Raw genomic sequence first — 25,033 nt, 5'->3', positions numbered from 1 at the left:
TTGTCCTTGCAGTCAGTCCGGCAATACCGACACCTGTCGATATTGCCGGGGAAGTGTGGGAAGTGAGCCTAGAACTTTGTACGGAATACCACACCCAGGTAGCGGCGCTGGCCTAGGCCGTCCCATAGCACGGGCATCGTGGCGTTAAATGAACCGATACTGGACGTATAGGCCTTGTCGAAAATATTCTTGCCGACGACGTTCAACTCCCAACTATCCTTTTTGCTACCAAGGATGCCGAAGCCGCCATCCGTGACGGAATATCCCCCTTGTTCACCATATTCAGAAAGTAGGCCGTCAAGATTCTGCTTGGAGCGAACGACGGTGCTCATGAATGCCTGCGCTTTCAGCCCTCCCCAGATCGGTTGTATGTAATGGAACCCAAAAATACCCGTCAGTTTCGGGGCGGAAGAAATCTGCCTGCCTGTGTTGTCGCATGTGCTGGTGATAGGGCGGTTAAGTTCTGTTGGGCAAGTTGCGCCATCCCAGTCCGAGTATTTGGCGCGGTTGTAGGCTCCAGCGAAAGTGAACGTCCATCTGTCTGTGGCTTTGTATGCGCCTTCCAGTTCAACACCTGTCGCGGTGATTTCGGGAATATTGCCCAACTGCGAGCTGTAACCGCTGGTGGAGGAGGGATCAATCACGGTGGTAGTGGATTGGTAACCTCGTACACGCGTACGGTAGAAGTTGGTGTTCAGCATCAGTTTTCGCTCGAGGAACAAGCCCTTGAAGCCGAGTTCAAAGTCCAATACCTTTTCCGGATCAGCATTGAGTGGCTGGCCGGTACCCGTGATGAATGATACGCCGCCAGATTTTTCTCCACCTGCTGCGGAAGCGTAGAACATCAGGTCATCGCTGACTTTGTAGTTGGGACTGATCAGCCAGGAAACAGAGTTGTCCTTGATTTTTTCGCCATCACGGCGCCCATATACATTGCCTATTACATTGCTGCGGATTGCTTCAGCAGTAGCATTGCCAAAACCACCATCATTGCCTTCAGTCCACTTCTGGCCTGTGCTGTCCTTTATTTCATAGGTGTTGCGCAGGCCTAAGGTTAGGGTGGCTTTCTTGCTTAGGTGCCAGTTTACTTGGCCAAATGCCGCATAACTGTCTGTTTCTGGGGTAAATCGGCTATATGATCTCAGGCCATTCAATGATTGTCCTAGCAGGGAAGGATTGCCGCTCAGGGCAGTGTATTGAGCTGCGTTGGCATAGAATGCGCCTGCATCGCTGCCGTACTGGGTATGGTTGATCTGGTTGGTTTCGCTATGCAGGTAGAACAGACCGACTTGGTAATCGATAACTTCGCCAATATCGGAAGCCAGACGGAATTCCTGCGACCATTGCTTGGTGTCTACAAATGCACCGAACGAGGCAATGTCAAACCGTGTCTGGTCCAGGTCATTAATGCCAGTGAACGAATATTTACGATAAGCGGTGATCGATGACAGTACATGAGATCCCAGGTTCCAGTCCAACTTGGCAGATGCACCGTAATTCCTGGTTTTCACCGGTTCCACCTGGCCGACGTCGATCTTATCCTTGGAACCGATGATGGGTTGATAGCCATTGAAATATCCCCTGGCCAGGCGCGAGCTGTAATTGATGGGCCTGTTTGCACCGGTGGCAAAGGTGGTGGGGTCTTCCTGGAAAGGACGGGTATTCCCGTATTCTGATAGTTCCGAGTAGTCCACGCTGAACTTGGCGCTGAAGTCTTCTGTTGGCGTGATCAGCAACTGGACTTTTCCTCCACGCCGGTTACGCTCGTGGAATCGTTGATCGGTAAGGGTGTTGGGATTGATGTTTTCTATATCGCCTTCCTGTCTATCGAAGAAGAACGAGGCCCGGTAAGCTGCTACGCCATCAACCAGGGCATCCGAAATCGAACCGCGTGCGCGCATTGCCCCCGGGAAATCACTGCCATTCTGCTTGGCACCGACTTCACCTTCAAAATAAGTCTGACGAGTGAAAGTGGGTTCCTTGCTAACATACTGGACAACCCCGAGTGTTGTATTCTTGCCTTTCAAAGTGCCTTGCGGCCCGCGCATGACTTCGACTCGGTCAATGTCCGTGAAGTCCAGGAAGCTCATGCCGGGATGGCTAAGATATACATCATCGACAATAACGCCGACACCGGCTTCCATGGCTTCATTAACCGTGGTTTTGCCAATCCCGCGAATGGAAATGCCTGATCGACGGGAGTTGGGGATAGTCGCGGTCAGGCCGGGCGTGATACGCGTCAGGTCTTCAATCGTGACGATACGCTCGCGATCCAGTTTTTCTGCACCGACTACGGAAACGGGGATAGGAATATCCTGCGCAATTTCTTCACGATTACGCGAGGTAACAACCACCAAGCCTAATGCTGCTGCATTGTTTTTAGCCGCATCTTCTTCATCCGCGGTAATGGATTCTGCCGATTGAGGGCTGCTTGCATTAGGCAAGACTGCTTTTTCGAGGGTGTAACCTGCAGCACTTTTTTTTGCAGCTAATCCAGTACCCTTGAGCAGGGCGTTCAGGCCGGAGTCAACGCTATAACTACCCTGCAAGCCATTGGTGTGCAGATGTTGGGTTTGTTCGGGAGTGAACAGGATATTGACACCCACTTGCTTGGCAAACTGATTGAGTGCATTGGCCAGGTCGCCTGCCGCAATCTGGTATTGATGCGGTAGGTTGGTGCTGGCAGAGTCTGCTGCCTGTAATGCCATTGGTAGCGATAGCCCTAATACCATGGCAATCAAACTGCTGGATAACTTCAGTGCCAGCCTGGCGCGATACTGCTGCTGGATAGGTGGTGTTGCTAGGTGCATGAGTTCCCCTTTAAGTTCATGAACGGCTAAAGTTGCCTTACATGATCTATGCCGAACCAAAAGGCAAAACCCGACAAAATAAATTCAGTTAGGCGCGGCGATCCACATTGACCCACCAGCGTGTGCGATAGGTGATGACGACTGGTAGCTTATGTGGCAACAAGGCAAGCAGCTTGTCTATGTCGTCAAGCTGGAATACGCCGGAAAGACGCAAATCTGCCACGCTGGGATCGCAACCAAGATGGCCAGTGCGATAACGGGCTACCTCTGCAAGGAAATCAGCCAGGGGCATTTCCTTCACAACCAGGGCTCCCAGGGTCCAGCTGTCTGCCTCCATAGGTAGCTGGACCGAATCCAGGCGGTCCTGATAAATCAGGTAATCCTGTCCTGCCTCGGCAATTTTTTGAGGTGCATGGAAGGCTGCAGGCATCATGGACACCTTGCCTTGTTGCATGCTGAGTAAGGTGGTGTCCTGTTGCAGGCGCACGACAAACTGGGTGCCGATGGCTTCAAGCATTGCATGCCGGGTTTGCACGCGTAATGGCCTGTTTCGTGGTGAGCTGGAATCAGAACCTGTTTTGATCATGATTTCACCCTGGTTCAATATAATCAGTCGCTGATGTTCATCAAAGCTGATATTCACCGAGCTGTCAGTATTCAGGAAAAGTTCGCTGCCATCCGCCAGCATCATGCTACGCCGCTCACCAGTAGTGGTGTGGTAATCCGACAACCATGGCTGCCAAGGCATGACTTCACGTGTCATCAATGCAGTGCTGCCTGCGATGGCGGCAAGTGCCAGCAATTTGATACTGCGGCGTTTTTGCATGTGCCGCATGGTGTTTTGCATCACCTGGCTGACCTGGATGCCATCTGGTATGCCATTCAAGTCTTGCTGCATTTCGCCGAGCATCAAGTTGACACGTTGCCAGGCCAGCTCATGCTCTGAGCTAGATTGGCGCCATGCTATACATCCAGTGAGGGTGGCTTGGTCATTTTCTTTGCTTTTAAGCTGGATCAGCCACGCTATTGCTTGCTTTACCAATGCTGTATCAGGCGCTGGTAATTGGGGTGCATTACTCATCACTGAAGCGTAATTGATAGCATTGATACAATGCCTCAGCGATATAGCGTTCTACCGTACGGATGGAAACCCCTAGATATCGGGCAATGTCCGCATAGGGTTTATCTTCTAACTGTGCCAGCAAGAACGCCTCGCGTACTCTGGGTTTGAGTGTTTCCAGTAATCGGGCGATGGCCTGGAGTGTTGCCAGCAGAATTTGCTGTTGCTCTACCGATGGTGTGATGTCCTCTGGAATGCCTGCCATTGCTTCCTGCCAGGCATGATGCAAGTCTTCACGACGCCAGTGGTCTACTACCAAACCGCGGGCAATGGTCAGCAAAAATGCACGTGGTTCTTGCAAGTCCTTGCTGTATGGTTTGATCAGTAGTTTGAGAAACGTATCATGCGCAATATCAGCAGCCTGTGCATGGCAATCAAGTTTTCGACGCAGCCAACTGAATAACCAGGAATGATGCTGCACATATAAATATTCAGTATTCATGTCGGGATGCGGACTTATTCAGAAATAAGTTTTAGTGTATTAACCAATGGAGTGAGGCATTTAATAAAATAACTTATTAGATTATGCCATTGTTTTATTGTATTAATATAATTATTTGTTATTAGCATACAACTCACATTGCTAGGGGCAATCTACACAACTACGCTCTGAATTTGCTATCATGCGCCCCCTTTCTGCAAGGAGCGTATATGACTGATAGCCGCAAGAGCGCCAATATGGTGATACTGGATCGTCCGATGATTTCCGTGGAAACGACTGAGTACAAAGAAGTGAAACTGACAGTGGTCGGCATGGATGCCGCAATGGAAAGTATTCGTCAGCAAGAGATTGTGTTTCCGCTGGAATGTGCCACTCAAGTTGCGCAATTCCTGCAGCAGGTGGCAGGGCAACAGGACGAAAATACTGGGATAGCAAAGCGGGGTAAAGCAACCTAGATTATTCAAAATCAAAATAGGCATAAGCCCTAACAGCGCTTATGCCTATTTTGAATTGTCTAAAAATTATACTGGGCTGACGCAATTACGCTGCGGGCATACCCCATGGTGCAGGATCCCCAGCCACACACGGTGTACTCTTTATCAAGGATATTGTTTGCATTGAGAGAAAATCTCCATTGTGTTTGGTAGCGATAGTTGAGCATGGCATCGAACTGGGTATATGACCTGTTTGTGTAGCTTTCACCCCAAGGGTTGCCGCCATTGCTTTCCCCTGTATAGCGTACCCCTCCGCCTATACCGAGCCCTGCGAGTGGGCCGGTTGAGATGTTGTAGTCCAGCCATGCTGAAGCACCCTCACGCGGTACATACACAGGACTGTCACCTTTACTGCCTATCCCTATACCCCCAGTCTTGGTGACCTCCACGTCGTTATAAGTAAGTGCCGTGATCAGGTTCATATTGTCAGACAGTGCTGTCTTGATTTCGAGCTCAGCACCACGCGAGCGGATTTCACCAGTTTGAAAGGCACCAGTATTGGAATAAGTCACCACATTTTGCTGTGTGATCTCAAAAACCGAGAAAGTAAAAAGGCTTTGACTGTTCGCTGGCATATAGCGTACCCCGGCTTCGTATTGCTTGCCGGTGGTAGGCTTGAACGTTTTACCATTGCCATCGACACCTGCGCTCGGGTTAAAGGATTCCGCATAGCTCGCATAGGGGGCAAAGCCGTTATCAAATACGTAGGCAAGGCCTAGGCGGTAAGTACTGGCCTGATCCTTTTGTTCATCACCCTTAACTCCCGTGAGTTTGTTGCTCCTGTCTATCTTTGCCCAGTCACGACGTCCTCCCAGCGTGAATACCCAGTGGTCCCCCACTTTCACCTGGTCTTGCAGATAAATCCCACTTTGCCTGATTGCGCTTGAGTTGATAGAGGTATATGCAGGTCTGGCAATGTATCGACCATACACCGGATTGCCGATATCAAGAGTATCAGCTGCATCTACAGCATCCCCGTCACTCAATGTATAGGCAGAACGCTGGAAATCAATGCCCATCAGCAGCGTGTGGGAGAGTGCGCCAGTATTGAACTTGGCCTGTGCCTGGTTATCCAGGGCTATGCCATTCAACTGCTCATCAATATAACTCTTGCTACGGCTTAGCAAAGACCCATTTAGACTATCATCCCCCATACGCGCATATTGAAAATCTACCTTGCTTGAGCGGAAGTTTTGCCTGAAAGTCCAGGTTGGGCTCAGTTGATGCTCGAACAGATAGCCTATTGAGTATTGCTTGCGTTCATTCTTGTCGTAACTATAGTCGCCAATCATTATTTTACTGACACGATTGGCAGTGCCAACTTGAGCTGAAACCCCGGTTTTCGCATGCAGATATTCTGCTTGCAGCGTTAAACTGGTTTTCTCCGAGGGCTTGAAAGTGATTGAAGGGGCCAATAACTCACGATTGTCTTGGCTGCGGTGATCTTGATCGTATTTGTATTGAGTCTCGCTATCTCTCACCATGCCGACCAGGCGATAAAGTACCTTGCCGTCACTATCTAGTGGTCCACCCAGGTCAATGCTGCCTTGATAACGGTTGTAATTGCCAGCCTGAATTTCCACCTGGTGTATTGGAGTGTCAATCGGACGCTTGCTTACCTTGTTGATGACACCTGCGGGTTCGCTTTGACCATAGAGTACGGAAGATGGGCCTTTGAGGATTTCCACACGTTCTACCATGTTGATATCGGTGGAAAGCCTGCTCCACAAGCCATTAAATTCACGCAAACCATCGCGGTACATGCCAGTGGTGGAAGGGTCAAAGCCTCGAATAGAACCTATATCAAATCCCGGACGAACATCATTGCCATAATTCATCGCTGATGACGCCTGCCGTATAGCGCAGGGCATCCCCGTCCCGCTGTACATTACGTGTGGTGAGTTCCTCGCGAGTGATGATGGAAATGGATTGCGGACTTTCGAGCAGGGAGGTATCGGTTTTTGTGGCAGAGGCGATGCGTTTTGCGACATATCCGGGGACTGGGCTCGTGGCCGTTTCAGATGCTGTAGTAGCGTTTACGCTTATTTCCGGCAATCTGCTGCTGGGGTTTGTTGTGAATGTATGACCTTCAGTGAGTTTACTAGCCTTTCTCAAGCGGTAGCCACCATTGTCCGCCGCAATTATTTCCAGCCCTGTGCCAACCAGAAGTATCGAAAGGGCTTGTTGTTCTGTGTATTGGCCTTTCAGTCCTTTGCTATGCAGGCCCTCCGTCAATGCCGGGTCGATGGCAACCATGCGGCCAGAGCGTCGGCCGAATTCTCCCAGTACCTGGTCCACGGTGCCGACTGGGATGTTGTACTGCTGGATGGCCGCATTGGCTTCTTGCTCGGCGGCATGTGTCAGTGCCGTATTGGATAACTGTATACCCATAGTTAGCCCCAGCAGGATGGCATGCGTGAGTTTTTTCTTGAGAAATGGCGTGTGGGCCATATGGTTCTCCCTGTGATTCAAGTTGATGGCAGCCTTTGTTTCAGGTGCTTATGCCTTACTTGATGCGCAGGAGTGGAAAACCTGCCACGGAAAACAAAAAATTTTTACAAATGGTGCAACGTGATCCAGTAGCGAGTAACGTAATGCGTCCTGAGTGGCAGGGTCTCCTGCAATAGTGTGATCACGGCCTGGATATCCTGTACTGCATATGCGCCACTCATCAGCAGATTGGCTGCATCATCTGCGCAACTTAGTTTGCCACGATGATAGCGGTTCAGCTCCTCAATGAACGCAGAGAGTTTGACGCGTTCCACCACCAGCATGCCGGAGGTCCAGGCCATGTCGGCGTTGGTGAGCGGGGTTGGTAGCGTGCTTTCTTGGCTGGTGAATACAGCCTGCATGCCTGCATCCAGGATTTTGCTATTGCTGCTATTGCGTGGCTGCAAGCGCACCGCACCTTCAGTCACCATGACGCGAGTCGGTTTGATATCTTCGTGGCGTACAGTGAAGCGTGTGCCGACTGGAGCGATGGTGCCATTGCTGGTCACGATCTTCAGCGGTCTTTGATCTTTTGCCGTTGTTACTAATATTTCCCCATGGTGCAAGGTAATCCGGCGCTCTTGTTCTGAGAATGCCACATCCAACGCACTGTCGGTGTTCATCATCAATGCGGTGCCATCGGCCAGCATGATCTGGCGCTGCTCCCCGGTGGCAGTGCGGTGATCTGCCATCCATGATGACCATGGTAATTGATGCCATGCAAGCAGGCCGCTAGTGCCCGCCATGCTGATGCCTGCAATGGACTTCAGCACCATACGGCGTTGTTTGCCGTCTGTACTGAGTAATGCCTGTCTGGCGATGGGGGCAGAAGTCAGGTGGGGGCCTGCCTGTATATCTTGCGCAAGTCCTTGCATACGTTGCCAGGCAATTAAATGCAGGCTATTGGCGCTCAGCCATTCACCATGCTGATGCTGTTCATTCTCGGAGTATTCACTTGCCTGCAGACGTACCATCCAGGTGGCTGCTTGTTCAATGATATCTGCGGAGATAGCGGTGGTATCAGTGTGGAGCGGAGTAAAAAGGGGTTGCATGATATTGTGATCAGTTTGCATACACTGCACTGTAGCAATGCTGGAAAGCCTTGATCATGGCTTTCTGCACCACATTGACTGATACCTGCATCTGGGCAGCGATATCCACGTATTTCATGCCATCCAATTGCGCCAGCAGAAAAATTTCACGCGTACGGGCGGGGCAATCCATCCAGTACACGACTGATGGCAGCCAGCGCTTCCACCACTAGCGCCACAGTTTCTGGTGATGGGCTGGTGATTTCGGGGTGTGAAGCCAGAGCATCCAGATAGGCTTGCTCCAACGCGTGCCTGCGGAAGTGATGTGCAATCAGGCGGCTGGAAACAGTAGTCAGGTAGGCGCGAGGCTCGCGGATCTCCTGATACTGGTTTGCAGCAATAATGCGAACAAAAGTGTCTTGTGCCAGATCGGTAGCCTGCTCGATATTGCCCAGCTTGCGCCTCAATAATTGCACCAGCCAGTGATGATGCTGCTGGTAAAGGGTATGCAAAGAGTGTGACGATGGTGAGACGCTGGGAGAATTCATGACAGTCAAGTTGAAAAATGATAACTATTATCAATTATAGCGGGATGTATGGCCGCTAGATTAATTTAAAGAATAGGGATTGACTTTTTGTACATTCGTACAGTAAATTAATGCTTATGGGACAAGATAAAGACTTTGAGTACCTGGGCAAAATCCAGGACTACTTCGCAGAACACAAGACATTGCCGACATTCAGCCATGTGGCGCAATTGCTTGGGTTTAAATCCAAAAATGCGGTGACCTCCTTTGTGGCGCGCCTCAAGCTACAGGGTTTTATTGATTATGCGCCGGACAAGCGGCTTAAACCGGGTAGGCGTTTCTTTGAGCGTATTCTGGCCGAGAGCACAGTGCAGGCGGGGTTTGCCACGCCTGCTTATGGCGATAGCCTGGATACCATGGGCATTGATGATTTCCTGATTGAAAAACCATCGCAGACGGTATTGATCACGGTGCGTGGCGATTCCATGAAAGATGCAGGTATATTCAATGGGGATGTGGTCATTGTAGAAAAGCGTGCCTTTGCCAATGTGGGTGACATTGTGGTGGCCATCCTCAACAAGGAATTCACCCTCAAGACCCTGGGCAAGGAAGGCAGTCAGTTCGTATTGATCCCAGCCAACAAGGAATTCCCTGTCATCAAGCCCAAGGATGATTTCGAGATATTCGGCGTCGTCGTCGGCCAGTTCCGCAAATATCAATAATGCCGGGATCGCGCCTAAAAGTCCTTATGCGCGATTCGTAAGCACTTTTACTTTCACCAAGCGTAGTCAACCGCTTAGCTATCCAATCCCCAGACTGCCCACACACTTACCCACAGATTTTGTGGGCAGTGTGCTTGGATTTTGCTGTTCTAATCACTTCGGGCTTGTAGCGCCTTCCAGCCCAGCTCTTTCATACACAGCAGTAGGCCACGCGTGGCCTTGGTGGTTTTGCCTGACATGTCAGGCTGATGTTCAGGCCCGAGCTGGGTGGCACATGTATTGATGTCACCCTTCAGGGCATCTGCGCCTCTGCCAGTTTTCCACCAGGAGCTGACAATAAAGACATCCATGGGATTGGTGGTTTTCTTTGGTGCTGATGTAGCTGCCACTGTTCCTGCTCTTGAAGTCACTGGCACAACTTCCTCGGTGACGGCAACGTTATTGCGGTAGTCATTTTTGAATGACGCCTTGATCACCGGGTCTGCTTCTTCGCCATCATCTGCAGCATTCTGGAATATCCAGCCACTGTCTTCCATACACTTGGCAAAGGCTTGTCCTTCATGGCCGCTTGCCTGACAGGTTTTTCTCGCCTGATCCAGGTCATTGGTGCCAGCGCCGCGTTTATATGCAAATTCACCACCACATCCTGCGATAAACACACTGCTTGCAAGCGCTATATATAAGGTTTTGATTGCCGGTTTGTTCATATGTTTCAGCTTTCAGGCGTTTGCCTGCCTGTTGATAGGACACGGCCAAATTAACACGACCCCTCAAAACGTCATGTACGCAATATGACGTATTTAAGCAAAGCCCCTCTCTGGCTAATCTAGCAACACGAAAGATTTGACGGGTATTGCCTCCGTTCCAGTTTGCAGTTTTTAGTGAAACTTAAATAAAGGGGTCGGGAAATGAAATTCAAGATGAAAAAGTGTGCGTTGTTGGTGGCATTGGCAACTTCTGCCGCACTGCCATCGATGAGCTCACAAGCAGCGGGCACCATCACTTTTGGTGAAGACAAGTCCATCAGTATCGGTTTGGGTATTCGTACAGCATTTACCAGTACTGAAGATGCGGCGCCGAATGGCAGCTCACGTTCCAAGGATTTTGATGTTGATGATGCACGTATCTATATCAGCGCATCTTTAAACAAGTACATCAAAGGTACCTTCAATACATTCACAACCACGAATGATGGCAGTGGTAAGAGTGATATCAGTACGCTGGATGCTTATGTCCAGTTTGAGTTCATGGATGAATTCAATATCTGGATGGGGCAATTACTGCCACCAACTGACCGGGCCAATCTGGATGGTCCGTTCTATCTGAATGCATGGTCCTACCCTGGTGTCGCGTCTCGTTACCAGAACAAGTTTGTTGGCCGTGATATTGGTGTGACTCTCTGGGGTAAGTTGCTGGACAAACATCTTGTGTACTCCGTGGGTGCCTATGAAGGTAACCGTGCTTCTTCCTTCAATGGCAACAGCGCACTCAACCCCAATCGCTCTGACAACCTGATGTATAGCGGTCGTCTGCAGTATGACTTCTGGGATGCCGGTAATGACCCTGCTTATTACACCAGTAGTACCTATTACGGTAAGGATGTGCTCTCCGTCGCCTTGGTGGGGATGTACCAGAAGGATGCAGTAGGCCAGGTCGGTGCCAGCGATGACTACCTCGCTTACAACATCGATGCCTTGCTGGAGAAGAAATTCACCGCTGGCGTGCTGAACGTTGAAGGCGCGGCTTACAAGTACGACTTCAGCAAGACCGCAGTGAATGCTGATGCGGCTGGTGCGAAGTCTGGTAAGGCTTACTTGGGCTTGGTGTCCTGGTTGTTCCCTGATGTCGTGGGCTGGGGCAAGTTCCAGCCATATGCGCGCTACCAGAAGTTCAGCGCGGATAGCGGCACCTTGTTCAACCCTGATACTAAAGAGTACGACCTTGGCCTGAACTACATCATTGACGGTCACAACGCACGTATCAGCACGGTTTATACCAAAACCAAAACTGAAAATGCAAGTGATATCGACAAGTTCACTGTGGGTCTGCAGTTGCAATTCTAGTTGGGTGACAGCCGTCACCTGAAGGATGGCGGCTGTTGAAAGTAGTGTTTAAGGGTAAGGAGATATAGAGATGAAAACCTTGATTAAGCTGGATTTTGAAAAGCCCGCCTGGGAGCAGGATGGCCAGATTCATAATCGCTGGCACCCTGATCTGCCTATGGTGGCGATGGTCAAGCCTGGTGATGAGTTCCGGGTCGAGTGCATGGACTGGACCGGTGGTCAGATTGGCAATAATGACAGCGCCAATGATATCCGGGATGTGGATTTGCTGCAGGTGCATTACCTGAGTGGCCCGATTGGGGTTGAAGGCGCTGAGCCTGGCGACCTGATGGTGGTGGATATTCTTGATGTAGGCACCATGCAAGATCAACAGTGGGGTTTCAACGGCCTGTTCGACAAGAACAATGGCGGTGGCTTCCTGACTGATCACTATCCTGAGGCATCAAAGACCATCTGGGATTTCCACGGTATCTACACTACCTCACGTCATGTGCCGAATGTGAAGTTCGCCGGCATCATGCACCCAGGGTTGATTGGCTGCCTGCCTTCCCGCGACTTGCTCGAAACCTGGAACAAACGTGAAGCCGACCTGATTGCTACCGATGCGGATCGTGTTCCTGCATTGGCGTTGCCACCCAATGAAAAGGCGGCATTAATGGGTCGCCTGCAAGGAGATAAAGCATCCGCAGCGGCCAAGGAAGGCGCGCGTACCGTGCCTCCACGTGAACACGGTGGTAACTGTGATATCAAGAACCTGACCAAGGGTTCCCGTGTGTTTTTCCCGGTCTATGTCAAGGATGGTGGCCTGTCCATGGGTGACCTGCACTTCTCGCAAGGTGACGGAGAAATCACGTTCTGCGGCGCGATCGAGATGGCCGGTTATCTGGATATCAAAGTGGCGCTGATCAAGGATGGGGTTAAGAAGTATGGCATCAAGAATCCATTGTTCCAGCCCAGTCCATTGACCCCTAACTATCGTGATTACCTAATCTTTGAAGGTATCTCTGTTGATGAGAAAGGCACGCAGCATTATCTGGATGTGCATGTGGCTTATCGCCAGGCTTGCCTGAATGCCATTGAATATCTGAAGAAATTTGGTTACAGCGGTGAGCAAGCCGTATCCATTCTGGGTACTGCGCCGGTGGAAGGGCATATCAGCGGCATTGTCGATATCCCGAATGCCTGCGCGACCTTGTGGTTGCCGACAGAGATCTTTGATTTTGACCTGAAGCCAAATGCGAATGGACCGATCAAGGTCATTAGCGGCGAGATTGATGTCGCCAAGACTTCTTAAATCCAGTGGTTAAGCAAAGGGAGTGAGCCATGCCAATGTATGAATACAGATGTGATGAGTGCGGTGTATTTGCCGCCCTGGGGAAAATGAGTGAATCGAGTTCACCCACAATCTGTCCGGATTGCGGCGAGTTAAGCGAGCGCATTCTCTCAGCGCCACGTCTGGCGATTATTGGCAAGGCACAGCGTAGTGCGCACGAACGCAACGAGAAATCTGCCAATGAACCCAGGTCTACCCGCCGTTCTAGTTGCGGATGTGCAGGGGCTCATACGTGTAGTTCGTCCAGCGCTAAACCCAGTTCCGCTCAGGGAGCCAATGCAAAAGAGAAAGGAAGCCTATTGCAGATGCAGACCAAGAAAACGGCCCGTCCCTGGATGTTGGGACATTAGGTGTGACCAGCGTCTTCCGCTAGCGGTGTTGCAGTTACTTGGCGTACTCGGCGTACTGTCTTCGTCACTGCGCCTTGCTATCGAAACGCGCTGATCACACCGGATTGAGAAATATGCATAGCATCATTTGATAGTGGCATTCGGCATTGCTCTCACATGATGATGCACATTACCAAGCGCTTTTGAATACCTTAATTTTTTGCAGTTTTTAATTTCAGGAGAAATCTGATGAGTAACAACACTAGACGCCATTTCATCACGAAAACCGGCGCCCTTATGGGGGCCTTGCTTGCCGCAGGCATGATTTCCGGCAGCGCTTTTGCGGCTGATTTCCCCACTGCCAAGGTCAATACCACCAAGCTGGCAGTGACTGATACCACAGTCAAGGTCGGTATCCTGCATTCTTCAACCGGCACCATGGCGATCAGCGAAACGGGTTCCATCCAGGCAGAAAAACTGGCGATTGCCCAGATCAATGCCATGGGCGGCGTACTGGGCCGCAAGATTGAAGTGATTCAGGAAGACGGCGCCAGTGACTGGCCAACGTTTGCCGAGAAATCCAAGAAATTACTGGTGAACGACAAGGTGGCGACAGTATTCGGCTGCTGGACTTCTGCTTCACGTAAAGCGGTGCTGCCAGTATTTGAAAAAGAAAACGGTTTGCTGTTCTACCCGACGTTCTATGAAGGCCTGGAGCAATCCAAGAATGTGTTCTACACCGGTCAGGAAGCGACGCAGCAGATTCTTGCAGGTCTGGACTGGATAGCCAAGGAAAAGAAGGCAAAAACTTTTTACCTGATTGGTTCTGACTATATCTGGCCACGCACTTCCATGAAGATTGCGCGCAAGCACATTGAGCAGAAGCTGGGCGGCAAAGTGGTCGGTGAAGAGTACATCGCCCTGGGGGATACCCAGTTCGGTTCTGTCATCAACAAGATCAAGCTGAAGAAGCCTGATGTGATCTACGCTGCGGTGGTAGGTGGTAGTAACGTGGCCTGGTTCAAGCAACTCAATGCGGCTGGCCTTAACTCCAAGAAGCAGAACATGCTGACCATTTCCGTGACTGAGGATGAAGTCCTGGGCATTGGTGGTGAAAACCTGGAGGGTTTCTACTCTGCGATGAAGTACTTCCAGTCCTTGAAGAATCCAAACAACGAGAAATTCGTTGCCGAGTTCAAGAAAATGTGGGGACCTAAGTCTGTGATTGGTGACGTGACACAAGCGGCTTATCTTGGCCCATGGTTGTGGAAAGCGGCAGTTGAACGCGCAGGTAGCTTTGATGTAGACAAAGCCGCTGCAGCATTGCCTGGCTACGAGCTGAAAGCAGCGCCTGAAGGGTACGTCAAGGTTGATCCTAACCACCACCTGGAAAGCAAGCTGCGTGTGGGCAAGTGGCTGGCTAACGGCCAGGCTGAAGTGGTCTACGAGTCTGAGCTGATCAAACCTGATCCATTCCCAAAGGGTTATCAATAAGCGTTTAGCGTTTAATTAAGTGAAATACCACAGCAGCCCCAGAAGGGGTTGTTGTGGCGAGTAACACAAGATTCATCGCAGCATGGATTCATCTTCGTAAGTAAGTAAAAGGCTGGAGGCCGATTATGTTTGATTATTCAATGGCAGAGATAGGCAATATCGTTGTCATGCAGGCTTTCTCGGGGTTAAGCCTGTTCAGCGTTCTTCTCCTGATGGCACTTGGCCTCGCGGTTATCTTCGGCCAAATGGGCGTGATTAATATGGCCCATGGTGAATTTATGGCGATAGGCGCCTACACCACCGTGTTTCTTTCCAAGGTTGCCGAGACTTACGGAATTGTGAACTATTACTTCCTGTTTGCGATTGTCATCGCATTTATCATTGCGTTCATTATTGGGTATCTGGTCGAATTTGCCCTGATACGGCATCTATATAAACGACCGCTGGATACACTACTCGCCACCTGGGGATTGAGCCTGGTGATGCAGCAAATTTTCCGTTCCACCTTTGGCGCCAAGGAAGTCAGCGCTGTGTTGCCTGAATGGCTCATGGGCTCTTTCCAGCCAACGCCGGACATTGATATCCCGATCAACGGGGTGTTCGTACTCGGTCTTGCCTTGGTGGTGACTGTCGGTGTCTATCTCTTTATGTTCCGCTCCCGCTGGGGCTTGCGTGTACGTGCCACGGTGCAAAACCGGGTCATGGCAGGTGCTGTCGGTATCAATACCAAGAAGGTGGATCGTGTCACCTTTGCGCTGGGCTGTGGGATTGCCGGCGTGGCAGGTGCAGCGTTCACGACCATTGCCTCGACCGGGCCCACGACAGGTTCACTCTACATTGTCGACAGCTTCATGGTCGTGGTGTTTGGTGGCGCTGCCAGCATCATGGGTACCATCGCCTCCGCATTTGGTATTGCCCAGGCGCAATCCATCCTGCAATTCTTCATGACCAGCTCCATGGGCAAGGTCGCGACACTGATGGTGATCGTCGGCATCCTCATGATGCGTCCTGAAGGTTTGTTTGCATCCAAAGTCCGTAAGTAAGGGGAACACACATGAGCGACACTCTAAATAAAATGTTGGGCGGCAGGCAGGGGGCGATAGGCCTTGCTATTCTTGCTGTCTTTATCATGATCGTGCTGCCACTTGGGCTGGATCCCTTCCGTATTGGCCTGATTGGCAAATACCTGACTTATGCCTTTGTGGCAGTCAGCCTGGTGTTGTTGTGGGGTAATGGCGGGATATTGAGCCTGGGACAGGGCATTTTCTTCGGCCTTGGTGGCTACGGCATGGCCATGTTCCTCAAGCTTGAAGCTTCTGATCCTGTGAGCACTGCCATTCAGTCCACCCCCGGTATTCCGGATTTCATGGACTGGAACCAGCTGACTTCACTACCGTGGTTCTGGGAGCCGTTCAAGAGCTTGCCTCTGACTATTCTGGCCATCCTGGTGATTCCAGCATTCTTTGCTTACCTGATTGGGTTTGCCATGTTCAAGCGTCGGGTGGGTGGGGTCTACTTTGCCATCATCACCCAGGCTATAGCCTTGATCCTGAGTATTCTGATTGTGGGTCAGCAGGGATATACCGGTGGCGTCAATGGGATTACTGACCTCAAGACCATGCTGGGATGGGATATCCGCACCGATAGTGCCAAGTATGTGCTGTATTACGTGAATGCCGGTTTGTTGATTGCCTGCATCCTGTTGTCCCGCTACGTGCTTAGCAGCAAGTTCGGCATGCTGTTGCTTGCGATGCGAGACAAGGAAGAGCGGGTACGTTTCTCAGGGTATGACGTGTCCAATTTCAAGATTTTCATCTTCTGCCTGGCTGCCATGATCTCAGCGATTGGTGGTGCGATGTTTACCCTGCAAGTGGGCTTTATGTCACCCACCTTCATCGGCATTGTGCCTTCGATCGAGATGGTGATTTTTGCAGCAGTTGGTGGACGCATGTCGCTGATAGGTGCGGTATATGGCACCTTGCTGGTGAATTTTGGCAAGACCATGTTCTCCGAGACTTATCCTGAGTTGTGGCTGTTCCTGATGGGGGGGCTCTTCATTGCGGTGGTGATGTTCTTCCCTAACGGCATTGCTGGCGTCTACGAAAAATATGCCAAGAAAGTGCCTTTCCTGCGCAAGTTGTCAGAAGAAAGTCCAACACCCAAGACCGCTCAGGTAGCAGCAGTCACAGCGGTTGAAATCAAGGAAGCGGGGGTAAAAGCATGAGTAACACCGATTTTGTACTGGCAGTGGAAGACCTGACCGTGTCGTTTGATGGATTCAAGGCGGTGGACAAGCTCAATATGTACATCGACAAGAACGAGTTGCGTGTAGTGATCGGACCGAATGGCGCAGGCAAGACCACCGTGCTTGACCTGATTTGCGGCAAGACCAAGTCCAGCTCCGGATCTATCAAGTTCAAGAACCGTGAGCTGACCAAGCTTTCCGAGCATGAAATTGTGCGGGCCGGGGTGGGACGCAAGTTCCAGACGCCTTCAATTTATGAAAATCTCTCGGTTTACCAGAACCTGGAGGTGTCATATCCCAAAGGGCGTGGTGTGTTTGGCAGCCTGTTTTTCAAGCGCAATGAAGCCGTGGTAGCACAGGTACACAAGATTGCCAGGGAAATCATGATGGAAGACATCCTGAATACCGAGGCCGCATTGCTGAGCCATGGTCAGAAACAGTGGCTGGAAATCGGCATGCTGTTGATGCAGGAACCTGAACTGTTGATGCTGGATGAACCTGTGGCAGGCATGAGTGCCAAGGAGCGAGACCAGACGGCAGAGTTGTTGAACCGTATCTGCCAGAACCGATCGGTGATCGTGATTGAGCATGATATGGAGTTCGTCAAGAAAATCGCCCATAAGGTAACAGTATTGCATCAGGGCAAGATTCTGGCGGAAGGTGCCATGGATAAAGTACAAGCCAACGAAAAGGTCATTGAGGTCTATCTGGGTCATTAACACCGTGGCGGTGCCTGAGTGGCACTGCCAGCCCAGAACTACCGATAGAAAAGGATAGCAAAATGATAGAGATTGAAGACCTGACAGTAAGCTATGGCCAGAGTGAAGTCATACATGGCATCAGTTTCAAGGCAGAAAAAAATGAAACCCTTGCCATCATGGGCCGCAACGGCATGGGCAAGACGACATTGTTCAAGTCGTTGATGGGAATTTTACCCAGCAAAAGCAACAAAGCACTGGTGGATGGCCAGGAAATTGGTGGCAATGAAACCTATCAACGTGTGGCCAAAGGCCTGGCCTATGTGCCTCAGGGACGCATGATATTCCCCACCATGACTGTGCAGGAAAATATCGAGACCGGCCTGGAAAAATCCAGGAATCGTGAGATTCCAGAAGATATTTTCGCCCTGTTTCCCGTGCTTTACGATATGCGTAACCGCAAGGGTGGCAACCTTTCAGGGGGACAGCAACAGCAGTTGGCAATCGCCCGTGCGTTGGTGACCAACCCCAAGGTCTTGTTGCTGGATGAACCCACCGAGGGCATACAACCATCCATCATCAAGGATATCGCCAAGGTGCTGAATGAAATACGCAAGATGCGTGAAATCACCATCATCGTGTCTGAACAAGTGCTGAGTTTTACCATGGAAATTGCTGATCGTATTATCGTGATCGACAAGGGTAATTTCATCCATGAGAACAAGCGTAGCGAAGTAGACGCGGCCAAGATCAAAGGCTATTTGTCCGTATAAAAGCAAACAAAACAGCCTGCTGGCGGCGTTGCGCTTAGTCATTTATTGTTTGCGTGTCGCGCGCCTTGCCAGCACCAGTTTCACTGGCCGTTAGATTGTTTTGAAAGTGGAGAAAACCAGATAATCCATGATTGAGTGCTAGATGCAGGTGTTTTTATGGCAGGATGCTGCCCATGGATGATGTTGAAACAAGCATGATGACTAGGTTGGACAAACGCTGGTTTGCCTCGCTGGCGCTGGATTTCTCGCTGCAGCGGGAGAGAACAACGTTGGTGGGTAAGCGACATACAGGTCCATTGGTTGTGCAAAAAATGCTGTACCCAGAAGGGGATAAAGTCTGTCACGGCATCATTATTCACCCACCGGGCGGCGTGGCTGGCGGTGACCAGTTGTTGCTGCAATCCAGTCTGAAGCAGGGCGCACAGGCATTGCTGACGACGCCGGGGGCAGGCAAGTGGTACAAAGCCAATGGCCAGGCGGCCAGCCAGCAGCTCAAGTTCGATTTGGAGCCAGGTGCCAGCCTGGAGTGGTTGCCGCAGGAGAACATCCTGTTTGATGGTTCTAGTGTTGGGTTTTCTGCGGAGATCGTATTGCAGGGTGATGCAGTGTTCTGTGGTTGGGAGATCCTGTGTTTTGGCCGACAGGCACGTGGTGAAGCATGGTCTGAAGGTGAGCTGCAGCAAGGATTGAGCATCCGGCGTGATCAGCGCCTGATCTGGAATGAACGCATGTTTTTGCATCCTCAAAGTCGCGTTCTAAAATCGGTAGCTGGTTTGCGAGGTTTTCCTGTGAGTGCTAGCCTAGTGGTGGCTGCAGGGACAGTGCCCGCAGATGTACTGGAAGCCTGTCGCATGATAGAAGCAGACCAGGAGTCACAATATGGTGTCACTGCCTTGCCTGAGATATTTTCAGCACGTTATATAGGCAGCTCTTCAGAGGCGGCCAAGCAATATTTCGAGCGTCTATGGCAATTGCTGAGGCCTTGGTATGCCGGGCGTGCCGCAGTCAGGCCGCGTATCTGGAACACCTGAGTTTTCGTCCAGGATTTGAGATAACCCATTTAAGAATGTAGCCATGGAATTAACCCCAAGAGAAAAAGACAAACTGCTGATTTTTACTGCTGCACTAGTGGCGGAGCGGCGCAAGGCGCGTGGCCTCAAGCTCAATTATCCTGAGTCGATTGCCTATATTTCCGCCGCCATTATGGAAGGCGCGCGTGATGGACAGACAGTGGCTGAGTTAATGGGATATGGCGCCACCTTGCTGACGCGCGATGATGTGATGGAGGGGGTGGCGGAAATGATTCCTGACATCCAGGTTGAGGCGACTTTCCCGGACGGAACTAAATTAGTCACCGTCCACCAACCCATCCCATGAGGCATAGCACTGCAAACGCGGATGGCGGCGTTGCAAATCCTTGCCGTACTCATTGTACTGTCTTTGGATTTGCGACTTGCCCTCCACGTTTGCAGCACTATGCCTGACAGCATGGTGAATAGAATATATAGAAAATCACTGGAGCAATAAGCATGATCCCAGGTGAAATGAAGATAGAGGCAGGCGAAATCCTGCTCAACGACGGGCGTGAAACGGTCACGCTGGAGGTAGCCAATACGGGTGACCGGCCGATTCAAATTGGCTCGCATTATCACTTTTATGAAACCAATGAGGCTTTGTCCTTTGATCGGCAGCTGGCCTATGGTTTTCGGCTGGATATTGCGGCTGGAACGGCTGTGCGTTTTGAGCCAGGCCAGACCCGCACGGTGCAATTGGTGGCGCTGGCGGGGCTACGCAAGGTGTATGGGTTTGCTGGCAAGGTAATGGGAGCATTGGAATGAGCGTCAAGATAGACAAGCAGGCCTATGCCGAAATGTTCGGTCCCACCGTGGGAGATCGCATCCGTCTGGCAGACACTGAGCTTTGGGCTGAGGTGGAAAAAGACTACACCCTCTATGGTGAGGAAGTGAAATTCGGTGGCGGCAAGGTGATCCGTGACGGCATGGGGCAGGGGCAGGGCCTGGCCAGCGAGGTGGCGGATACCGTGATCACCAATGCCCTGATTATTGATCACTGGGGCATCGTCAAGGCGGATATCGGCATCAAGGGCGGTTATATTTCAGCCATCGGCAAGGCGGGTAACCCTGATATACAACCTGGGGTGGATATCCCTGTGGGCGCCGGGACTGAAGTGATTGCCGGTGAAGGCATGATTGTCACCGCTGGGGGCATTGATACGCACATCCACTTTATTTGCCCACAGCAGATAGAAGAAGCGCTTATGTCAGGCGTCACCACCATGATAGGGGGCGGTACTGGTCCCGCGACTGGCACTTTTGCCACTACTTGTACGCCCGGCCCATGGCATATTCATCGCATGCTGCAGTCTGCCGATGCTTTTCCAATGAATCTGGGGTTTCTTGGTAAGGGTAATGCCAGTTTGCCAGAGCCTTTGCGTGAACAAGTGCAGGCGGGCGTGGTGGGTCTGAAACTGCATGAAGACTGGGGCACAACGCCAGCAGCGATTGATAACTGCCTGAGTATTGCCGAGGAAATGGACATTCAGGTGGCTATCCATTCGGACACGCTCAATGAATCCGGTTTTGTCGAAACCACGATTGAGGCCTTTAAAGGCAGGACCATCCACACCTTCCATACCGAAGGTGCGGGCGGTGGCCATGCGCCCGACATCATCAAGGCTGCGGGTTATCCCAATGTGCTGCCATCCTCCACCAACCCAACCCGTCCATTCACCATCAATACCATTGATGAACACCTGGATATGCTGATGGTCTGCCATCACCTGGACCCTGCCATTGCAGAGGATGTGGCCTTTGCCGAAAGCCGTATACGCCGCGAGACGATTGCTGCAGAGGATATCCTGCATGACCTGGGGGCTTTTGCCATGATGTCATCCGACTCACAGGCCATGGGCCGGGTGGGTGAGGTGATCATCCGCACCTGGCAGACTGCCCACAAAATGAAAGTGCAGCGTGGCCCGCTGGCGCCGGACAATACACGTAACGACAATTTCCGCATCAAGCGCTATATCGCCAAGTACACCATCAATCCTGCGCTCACGCACGGGATTGCACATACCGTAGGCTCAATCGAGGTAGGCAAGCTGGCGGATATCGTGTTGTGGCGCCCGGCTTTTTTTGGCGTCAAGCCTTCCACCATACTCAAGGGTGGCATGATTGCTGCGGCTGCCATGGGTGACCCTAACGCTTCGATTCCGACACCACAGCCTGTGCATTATCGCCACATGTTTGGTGCTTATGGTGGCGGCCTCAAGACATCGGTTACCTTTGTGTCCCAGGCTGCGCTGCAGAATCCCGAGATCCAGGCCCTCAATTTGCAAAAACCCCTGGTGGCTGTCAAGGGGACGCGCAGCATCAAAAAGTCGGACATGATCCATAACGGCTGGATGCCTAATATTGACGTAGATCCAGAAACCTATGAAGTACGGGCAGATGGCATGGTGCTGAGTTGTGAGCCGGCGGAGGTGCTCCCCCTAGCCCAACGCTACTTCCTATTCTGATGCGTGCATCTAAGAGTCCCGGACGGCGTTGCTTTAGCTTGCCGTACTTAAGTGTACTGTCTGCGCTAAATCGCCTTGTCAGGAACACTTAGCTGCACGCTCAAGTAATCGCGATGAGAATTGAGAAGGTGCTTTCTGGGGCTGTGTTGTGCATCGCTCAGACGTATAAGAAAATTTTGTGTTGTTCAATTGAATAAATAAAACCGGAAACCGCATGTTAGGAATCAGCAAGAAAATAGAAACGGCCAGCCAGATTGATGACCAGCTGGTGCTGCCGTTTGACCGCCGACAGAAGAGCCGTTTACGCGTGGTACTGGCTTCGGGTAGCGAGGCTGCCCTGTTACTGGAGCGCGGTACCATTTTGCGTGGTGGTGACCTGTTGCAGGCGGATGATGGTCGCGTGGTCAAGGTTGTGGCCGCAGATCAGCCGGTGTTGCTGGTGCAGGCCGATAGTGCAGAAGGCCTGATGCGCGCTGCTTATCATTTGGGTAATCGGCATGTGCCGTTGCAGGTGGGTACAGGCTGGTTGCGTCTGGAGCAAGATCATGTGTTGCAGGAAATGCTGCTTGGGCTTGGCATGCGGGTTAGTGGTGAGCTAGCGCCATTCGAGCCTGAGGCTGGTGCGTATGGTGGTGGGCACAGGCATGGGCATGATGAAGACGATGGCCCTTCCATCAAACCACCTGCGCGCTTGAGGAAACATGACTGAGCATCATCTGGTCAGGCTATTGCAACTGGCAAGCCCTATGCTGCCAGTCGGCGCCTATAGCTACTCGCAAGGGCTGGAGTGGGCGATAGAGTCACAGCAAGTACATGACCTGGATAGTGCTCGGGAGTGGATTGCTGATGTGTTGGATATGTATCAGGGCAGTTTTGAGCTGCCTTTGCTGGTGCGCTTTTACCAGGCTTGGCAACAAGGCGATATTGCCGCGTTACAGCAATGGAACGAGGTTTACCTCGCGGGAAGGGATACCGCTGAAGCCTGGGCTGAAAGCCGGCAAATGGGCTATTCCCTGAAGCGCCTGTTGAACGATCTGGATGATTTGCCTGAGGCCTTTATGGTGCAGCTTGCCCAGTTGCAGTCGCCAGCCTTTCCTGTGCTGTATGCCGGGATCAGCCAAGCCTGGGGCATTCCGCCCGCCCATGCGTTGCAGGCATATGCATGGGCCTGGCTGGAAAACCAGGCCAGTGCCTCGATGAAGACGGTGCCGCTTGGGCAGGTAGCCGGGCAGAAGATTTTGATGTCAGTGGCGAGCGGTATACCGGCATTGGTGGAGCAGGCGATGTTGATGCCGGATAAGCAGATCAGTAATTTTTGTCCGGCATTGACGATTGCCGGAAGTCGGCATGAAACGCAGTATAGCCGCCTGTTTAGGTCATGAAGTTGCAGCACGTGTCACAGTCGTCCACTGGCGGCGTTGCGGCTCCTTGTCGTACTCAGTTGTACTGCCTTCGCCGCCGCGTCTTGCCAGCAAATGACGGTGGCACGCTTGGTGAAGTGGTTGATGGATCACAAGGTAAGCCTGGTAGTTTTTATATGAATTTGTATGAGTGGATCAATCGATGAAAATAGAAGAACCCTTACGTGTAGGTATTGGCGGCCCGGTAGGCTCAGGCAAGACGGCGTTGACGCTGTCCTTGTGCCAGCGGCTGCGAAATCTCTACAACATTGCCGTGGTGACTAATGACATTTACACGCGGGAAGATGCCGAGTTTCTGACGCGGAATGAAGCGCTGGCACCTGAGCGCATTATCGGGGTGGAAACCGGTGGCTGTCCGCATACCGCCATTCGTGAGGATGCATCCATGAACCTCGAAGCCGTGGCGCAGTTGAGCGAGCGTTTCAATCCGCTGGATATCGTGTTTGTTGAAAGTGGTGGCGATAACCTGGCAGCGACTTTCAGTCCTGAATTATCTGATCTGACGATTTATGTGATCGATGTCGCCGCTGGGGAGAAAATTCCGCGCAAGGGCGGGCCGGGCATTACCAAGTCTGATTTGCTGGTGATCAACAAGATAGACTTGGCCCCCATGGTGGGTGCCTCGCTGGAGGTAATGGACCGGGATGCGCGCAAGATGCGTGGCGAGCGGCCTTTTATTTTTACCAATCTTAAAACCGGGCAAGGGCTGGAAGAGATCGTCAGCTTCATAGAAAAACAGGGTCTCATGTTGTAACGCCATGCATCAGCGACTCAACCTGAATGCTGATCACAGTGAAGACCTGGAATTAACCTTATAAAGGAACATCACCATGAAAACCTCTCCTCTCATTGCGCTAGTCATTACATTAGGCTTGCTGGCATTTTCTTCTATCGCCATGGCGCATCCCGGGCACGGGGCTGAAAGTATCTACACCGGGTTCATGCATCCTTTGACGGGGCTGGATCATTTGTTGGTGATGCTGGCCGTCGGCTTGTGGGCAGGCAAGGTAGGGGGCAGCGCGCGCTGGCAATTGCCGTTGACGTTTGTTGCTACCATGGCTGTAGGGGCGATATTGGGAATGAATGGGCATGTCATCAATGGGGTGGAAACAGCGATTGCTGCCAGCGTGATGGCATTGGGCCTGTTACTGGTGATCAGCCTGCCGTTGTCACGTGGTGTGCAACTTGGCCTGGTAGCCTTGTTTGCCGTGTTTCACGGGATGGCGCATGGCATCGAGCTTGCAACCCAGAACGGGATTACGGTCATGGGCGGGATGCTTGTCGCTACGGCCTTGCTACATGCTGTTGGCCTGATGCTTTCATCCCTGCACCTGCCAAAATCTGTGCATACGCTGTTTGGATGCACTATGGCAGTGCTTGGGGCCTATCTGATGGTGGGGTGATCCATAGTCTGGTATGGATGGGAAATGCTTTAGCAGTCTGTTTTATATGGGGATTTTCCAGGTTTTTGCTGCTCGCATTATTTCAGTGCATGGCTGGCTT

Annotated in this window: 28 protein-coding genes; 18 read left to right on the top strand and 10 right to left on the bottom strand. The window is 51.5% G+C overall.

Features of this window, described 5'->3' with window-relative positions; translation table 11 throughout:
• Window positions 1-68: 68 nt before the first annotated feature.
• The 3 genes from LG201_RS05415 to LG201_RS05405 form a co-directional block, all read right to left on the bottom strand.
• Complete coding sequence (locus tag LG201_RS05415) at window positions 69-2,810, bottom strand: TonB-dependent receptor domain-containing protein (protein ID WP_226771143.1); 2,742 nt, start codon at window positions 2,808-2,810, stop codon at window positions 69-71.
• A gap of 88 nt (window positions 2,811-2,898) precedes the next feature.
• Window positions 2,899-3,891 carry a FecR domain-containing protein gene (locus LG201_RS05410; protein WP_226771142.1) on the bottom strand — a complete coding sequence of 331 codons (993 nt, stop codon included), beginning with the start codon at window positions 3,889-3,891 and terminating at the stop codon, window positions 2,899-2,901.
• Window positions 3,884-4,372 (bottom strand): sigma-70 family RNA polymerase sigma factor, encoded by a 489-nt coding sequence (locus LG201_RS05405; protein WP_226771141.1) that lies wholly within the window; start codon window positions 4,370-4,372, stop codon window positions 3,884-3,886. The genes LG201_RS05410 and LG201_RS05405 overlap by 8 nt, the downstream gene beginning before the upstream one ends.
• Before the next feature lie 209 nt (window positions 4,373-4,581).
• Between LG201_RS05405 and LG201_RS05400 the strand changes: the two genes are divergently transcribed.
• Window positions 4,582-4,827 (top strand): hypothetical protein, encoded by a 246-nt coding sequence (locus tag LG201_RS05400; protein ID WP_226771140.1) that lies wholly within the window; start codon window positions 4,582-4,584, stop codon window positions 4,825-4,827.
• A gap of 59 nt (window positions 4,828-4,886) precedes the next feature.
• On the opposite strand, the gene LG201_RS05395 is transcribed toward LG201_RS05400, so the two are convergent.
• The 5 genes from LG201_RS05395 to LG201_RS05375 form a co-directional block, all read right to left on the bottom strand.
• Window positions 4,887-6,704 (bottom strand): TonB-dependent siderophore receptor, encoded by a 1,818-nt coding sequence (locus LG201_RS05395; RefSeq protein ID WP_264193267.1) that lies wholly within the window; start codon window positions 6,702-6,704, stop codon window positions 4,887-4,889.
• Window positions 6,688-7,317, bottom strand: coding sequence for a secretin and TonB N-terminal domain-containing protein (locus tag LG201_RS05390; protein ID WP_226771138.1), 630 nt, complete (start codon window positions 7,315-7,317; stop codon window positions 6,688-6,690). Before LG201_RS05390 ends, LG201_RS05395 begins: the two co-directional genes overlap by 17 nt.
• Before the next feature lie 104 nt (window positions 7,318-7,421).
• Entirely contained in the window at window positions 7,422-8,408 is a 987-nt protein-coding gene (locus tag LG201_RS05385; RefSeq protein ID WP_226771137.1) for a FecR family protein, read from the bottom strand.
• A gap of 10 nt (window positions 8,409-8,418) precedes the next feature.
• Window positions 8,419-8,580 (bottom strand): sigma factor-like helix-turn-helix DNA-binding protein, encoded by a 162-nt coding sequence (locus tag LG201_RS05380; protein WP_226771136.1) that lies wholly within the window; start codon window positions 8,578-8,580, stop codon window positions 8,419-8,421.
• Complete coding sequence (locus LG201_RS05375; RefSeq protein ID WP_226771135.1) at window positions 8,555-8,935, bottom strand: sigma factor; 381 nt, start codon at window positions 8,933-8,935, stop codon at window positions 8,555-8,557. The genes LG201_RS05380 and LG201_RS05375 overlap by 26 nt, the downstream gene beginning before the upstream one ends.
• Before the next feature lie 116 nt (window positions 8,936-9,051).
• Between LG201_RS05375 and LG201_RS05370 the strand changes: the two genes are divergently transcribed.
• Window positions 9,052-9,636: a LexA family protein gene (locus tag LG201_RS05370; RefSeq protein WP_226771134.1), complete on the top strand. Its 585-nt coding sequence runs from the start codon at window positions 9,052-9,054 to the stop codon at window positions 9,634-9,636.
• A gap of 149 nt (window positions 9,637-9,785) precedes the next feature.
• Here LG201_RS05370 and LG201_RS05365 read toward each other — a convergent pair whose 3' ends face one another.
• Window positions 9,786-10,343: a hypothetical protein gene (locus tag LG201_RS05365; protein WP_226771133.1), complete on the bottom strand. Its 558-nt coding sequence runs from the start codon at window positions 10,341-10,343 to the stop codon at window positions 9,786-9,788.
• A gap of 201 nt (window positions 10,344-10,544) precedes the next feature.
• Between LG201_RS05365 and LG201_RS05360 the strand changes: the two genes are divergently transcribed.
• The 14 genes from LG201_RS05360 (at window position 10,545) to LG201_RS05295 (ending at window position 23,491) form a co-directional block, all read left to right on the top strand.
• Window positions 10,545-11,699, top strand: coding sequence for a porin family protein (locus tag LG201_RS05360; RefSeq protein WP_226771132.1), 1,155 nt, complete (start codon window positions 10,545-10,547; stop codon window positions 11,697-11,699).
• A gap of 70 nt (window positions 11,700-11,769) precedes the next feature.
• Window positions 11,770-12,993, top strand: coding sequence for a formamidase (gene fmdA, locus LG201_RS05355; protein WP_226771131.1), 1,224 nt, complete (start codon window positions 11,770-11,772; stop codon window positions 12,991-12,993).
• 29 nt (window positions 12,994-13,022) lie between these two features.
• A complete protein-coding gene (locus LG201_RS05350; protein WP_226771130.1) occupies window positions 13,023-13,382 on the top strand; it encodes an FmdB family zinc ribbon protein in 360 nt (119 codons plus the stop codon).
• Between the two features lie 228 nt (window positions 13,383-13,610).
• Window positions 13,611-14,855 carry an urea ABC transporter substrate-binding protein gene (gene urtA / locus LG201_RS05345; RefSeq protein ID WP_226771129.1) on the top strand — a complete coding sequence of 415 codons (1,245 nt, stop codon included), beginning with the start codon at window positions 13,611-13,613 and terminating at the stop codon, window positions 14,853-14,855.
• Between the two features lie 125 nt (window positions 14,856-14,980).
• Window positions 14,981-15,898 (top strand): urea ABC transporter permease subunit UrtB, encoded by a 918-nt coding sequence (gene urtB / locus LG201_RS05340; protein ID WP_226771128.1) that lies wholly within the window; start codon window positions 14,981-14,983, stop codon window positions 15,896-15,898.
• An 11-nt stretch (window positions 15,899-15,909) separates the two neighbouring features.
• Complete coding sequence (urtC, locus tag LG201_RS05335; protein ID WP_226771127.1) at window positions 15,910-17,079, top strand: urea ABC transporter permease subunit UrtC; 1,170 nt, start codon at window positions 15,910-15,912, stop codon at window positions 17,077-17,079.
• The gene (gene urtD, locus LG201_RS05330; protein WP_226771126.1) at window positions 17,076-17,819 is read left to right on the top strand and encodes an urea ABC transporter ATP-binding protein UrtD; all 744 of its coding nucleotides are present in this window, start codon (window positions 17,076-17,078) and stop codon (window positions 17,817-17,819) included. Before urtC ends, urtD begins: the two co-directional genes overlap by 4 nt.
• A 62-nt stretch (window positions 17,820-17,881) precedes the next feature.
• A complete protein-coding gene (urtE, locus tag LG201_RS05325) occupies window positions 17,882-18,571 on the top strand; it encodes an urea ABC transporter ATP-binding subunit UrtE (RefSeq protein WP_226771125.1) in 690 nt (229 codons plus the stop codon).
• 173 nt (window positions 18,572-18,744) lie between these two features.
• A complete protein-coding gene (locus LG201_RS05320; protein WP_226771124.1) occupies window positions 18,745-19,602 on the top strand; it encodes an urease accessory protein UreD in 858 nt (285 codons plus the stop codon).
• Between the two features lie 43 nt (window positions 19,603-19,645).
• Entirely contained in the window at window positions 19,646-19,948 is a 303-nt protein-coding gene (ureA, locus tag LG201_RS05315; RefSeq protein ID WP_226771123.1) for an urease subunit gamma, read from the top strand.
• A gap of 152 nt (window positions 19,949-20,100) precedes the next feature.
• The gene (locus LG201_RS05310) at window positions 20,101-20,409 is read left to right on the top strand and encodes an urease subunit beta (RefSeq protein ID WP_226771122.1); all 309 of its coding nucleotides are present in this window, start codon (window positions 20,101-20,103) and stop codon (window positions 20,407-20,409) included.
• Window positions 20,406-22,109 carry an urease subunit alpha gene (gene ureC / locus LG201_RS05305; protein WP_226771121.1) on the top strand — a complete coding sequence of 568 codons (1,704 nt, stop codon included), beginning with the start codon at window positions 20,406-20,408 and terminating at the stop codon, window positions 22,107-22,109. Before LG201_RS05310 ends, ureC begins: the two co-directional genes overlap by 4 nt.
• Window positions 22,110-22,323: 214 nt before the next feature.
• A complete protein-coding gene (gene ureE / locus LG201_RS05300; protein ID WP_226771120.1) occupies window positions 22,324-22,818 on the top strand; it encodes an urease accessory protein UreE in 495 nt (164 codons plus the stop codon).
• Window positions 22,811-23,491, top strand: a complete 681-nt coding sequence (locus tag LG201_RS05295) for an urease accessory protein UreF (RefSeq protein WP_226771119.1) — start codon at window positions 22,811-22,813, stop codon at window positions 23,489-23,491. The genes ureE and LG201_RS05295 overlap by 8 nt, the downstream gene beginning before the upstream one ends.
• Here the strand turns inward: LG201_RS05295 and LG201_RS05290 are convergent.
• Window positions 23,486-23,623 (bottom strand): hypothetical protein, encoded by a 138-nt coding sequence (locus LG201_RS05290; protein ID WP_226771118.1) that lies wholly within the window; start codon window positions 23,621-23,623, stop codon window positions 23,486-23,488. The genes LG201_RS05295 and LG201_RS05290 overlap by 6 nt on opposite strands.
• A gap of 49 nt (window positions 23,624-23,672) precedes the next feature.
• Between LG201_RS05290 and ureG the strand changes: the two genes are divergently transcribed.
• Window positions 23,673-24,284: an urease accessory protein UreG gene (gene ureG, locus LG201_RS05285; RefSeq protein WP_226771117.1), complete on the top strand. Its 612-nt coding sequence runs from the start codon at window positions 23,673-23,675 to the stop codon at window positions 24,282-24,284.
• A 76-nt stretch (window positions 24,285-24,360) separates the two neighbouring features.
• Window positions 24,361-24,933: a HupE/UreJ family protein gene (locus tag LG201_RS05280; protein ID WP_226771116.1), complete on the top strand. Its 573-nt coding sequence runs from the start codon at window positions 24,361-24,363 to the stop codon at window positions 24,931-24,933.
• Window positions 24,934-25,033: the final 100 nt, after the last annotated feature.

The organism is Methylobacillus gramineus (assembly GCF_020532675.1).
Taxonomy (GTDB): domain Bacteria; phylum Pseudomonadota; class Gammaproteobacteria; order Burkholderiales; family Methylophilaceae; genus Methylobacillus; species Methylobacillus gramineus.
This window is presented reverse-complemented; position numbering and strand designations above follow the sequence as displayed.

Excerpts from the sequence above, each read along its gene's own strand:
- LG201_RS05415 (WP_226771143.1), bottom strand. The coding sequence starts at position 2,810 with ATGCACCTAGCAACACCACCTATCCAGCAGCAGTATCGCGCCAGGCTG.
- LG201_RS05410 (WP_226771142.1), bottom strand. The coding sequence starts at position 3,891 with ATGAGTAATGCACCCCAATTACCAGCGCCTGATACAGCATTGGTAAAG.
- LG201_RS05405 (WP_226771141.1), bottom strand. The coding sequence starts at position 4,372 with ATGAATACTGAATATTTATATGTGCAGCATCATTCCTGGTTATTCAGT.
- LG201_RS05400 (WP_226771140.1), top strand. The coding sequence starts at position 4,582 with ATGACTGATAGCCGCAAGAGCGCCAATATGGTGATACTGGATCGTCCG.
- LG201_RS05395 (WP_264193267.1), bottom strand. The coding sequence starts at position 6,704 with ATGAATTATGGCAATGATGTTCGTCCGGGATTTGATATAGGTTCTATT.
- LG201_RS05390 (WP_226771138.1), bottom strand. The coding sequence starts at position 7,317 with ATGGCCCACACGCCATTTCTCAAGAAAAAACTCACGCATGCCATCCTG.
- LG201_RS05385 (WP_226771137.1), bottom strand. The coding sequence starts at position 8,408 with ATGCAACCCCTTTTTACTCCGCTCCACACTGATACCACCGCTATCTCC.
- LG201_RS05380 (WP_226771136.1), bottom strand. The coding sequence starts at position 8,580 with ATGGATTGCCCCGCCCGTACGCGTGAAATTTTTCTGCTGGCGCAATTG.
- LG201_RS05375 (WP_226771135.1), bottom strand. The coding sequence starts at position 8,935 with ATGAATTCTCCCAGCGTCTCACCATCGTCACACTCTTTGCATACCCTT.
- LG201_RS05370 (WP_226771134.1), top strand. The coding sequence starts at position 9,052 with ATGGGACAAGATAAAGACTTTGAGTACCTGGGCAAAATCCAGGACTAC.
- LG201_RS05365 (WP_226771133.1), bottom strand. The coding sequence starts at position 10,343 with ATGAACAAACCGGCAATCAAAACCTTATATATAGCGCTTGCAAGCAGT.
- LG201_RS05360 (WP_226771132.1), top strand. The coding sequence starts at position 10,545 with ATGAAATTCAAGATGAAAAAGTGTGCGTTGTTGGTGGCATTGGCAACT.
- fmdA (WP_226771131.1), top strand. The coding sequence starts at position 11,770 with ATGAAAACCTTGATTAAGCTGGATTTTGAAAAGCCCGCCTGGGAGCAG.
- LG201_RS05350 (WP_226771130.1), top strand. The coding sequence starts at position 13,023 with ATGCCAATGTATGAATACAGATGTGATGAGTGCGGTGTATTTGCCGCC.
- urtA (WP_226771129.1), top strand. The coding sequence starts at position 13,611 with ATGAGTAACAACACTAGACGCCATTTCATCACGAAAACCGGCGCCCTT.
- urtB (WP_226771128.1), top strand. The coding sequence starts at position 14,981 with ATGTTTGATTATTCAATGGCAGAGATAGGCAATATCGTTGTCATGCAG.
- urtC (WP_226771127.1), top strand. The coding sequence starts at position 15,910 with ATGAGCGACACTCTAAATAAAATGTTGGGCGGCAGGCAGGGGGCGATA.
- urtD (WP_226771126.1), top strand. The coding sequence starts at position 17,076 with ATGAGTAACACCGATTTTGTACTGGCAGTGGAAGACCTGACCGTGTCG.
- urtE (WP_226771125.1), top strand. The coding sequence starts at position 17,882 with ATGATAGAGATTGAAGACCTGACAGTAAGCTATGGCCAGAGTGAAGTC.
- LG201_RS05320 (WP_226771124.1), top strand. The coding sequence starts at position 18,745 with ATGGATGATGTTGAAACAAGCATGATGACTAGGTTGGACAAACGCTGG.
- ureA (WP_226771123.1), top strand. The coding sequence starts at position 19,646 with ATGGAATTAACCCCAAGAGAAAAAGACAAACTGCTGATTTTTACTGCT.
- LG201_RS05310 (WP_226771122.1), top strand. The coding sequence starts at position 20,101 with ATGATCCCAGGTGAAATGAAGATAGAGGCAGGCGAAATCCTGCTCAAC.
- ureC (WP_226771121.1), top strand. The coding sequence starts at position 20,406 with ATGAGCGTCAAGATAGACAAGCAGGCCTATGCCGAAATGTTCGGTCCC.
- ureE (WP_226771120.1), top strand. The coding sequence starts at position 22,324 with ATGTTAGGAATCAGCAAGAAAATAGAAACGGCCAGCCAGATTGATGAC.
- LG201_RS05295 (WP_226771119.1), top strand. The coding sequence starts at position 22,811 with ATGACTGAGCATCATCTGGTCAGGCTATTGCAACTGGCAAGCCCTATG.
- ureG (WP_226771117.1), top strand. The coding sequence starts at position 23,673 with ATGAAAATAGAAGAACCCTTACGTGTAGGTATTGGCGGCCCGGTAGGC.
- LG201_RS05280 (WP_226771116.1), top strand. The coding sequence starts at position 24,361 with ATGAAAACCTCTCCTCTCATTGCGCTAGTCATTACATTAGGCTTGCTG.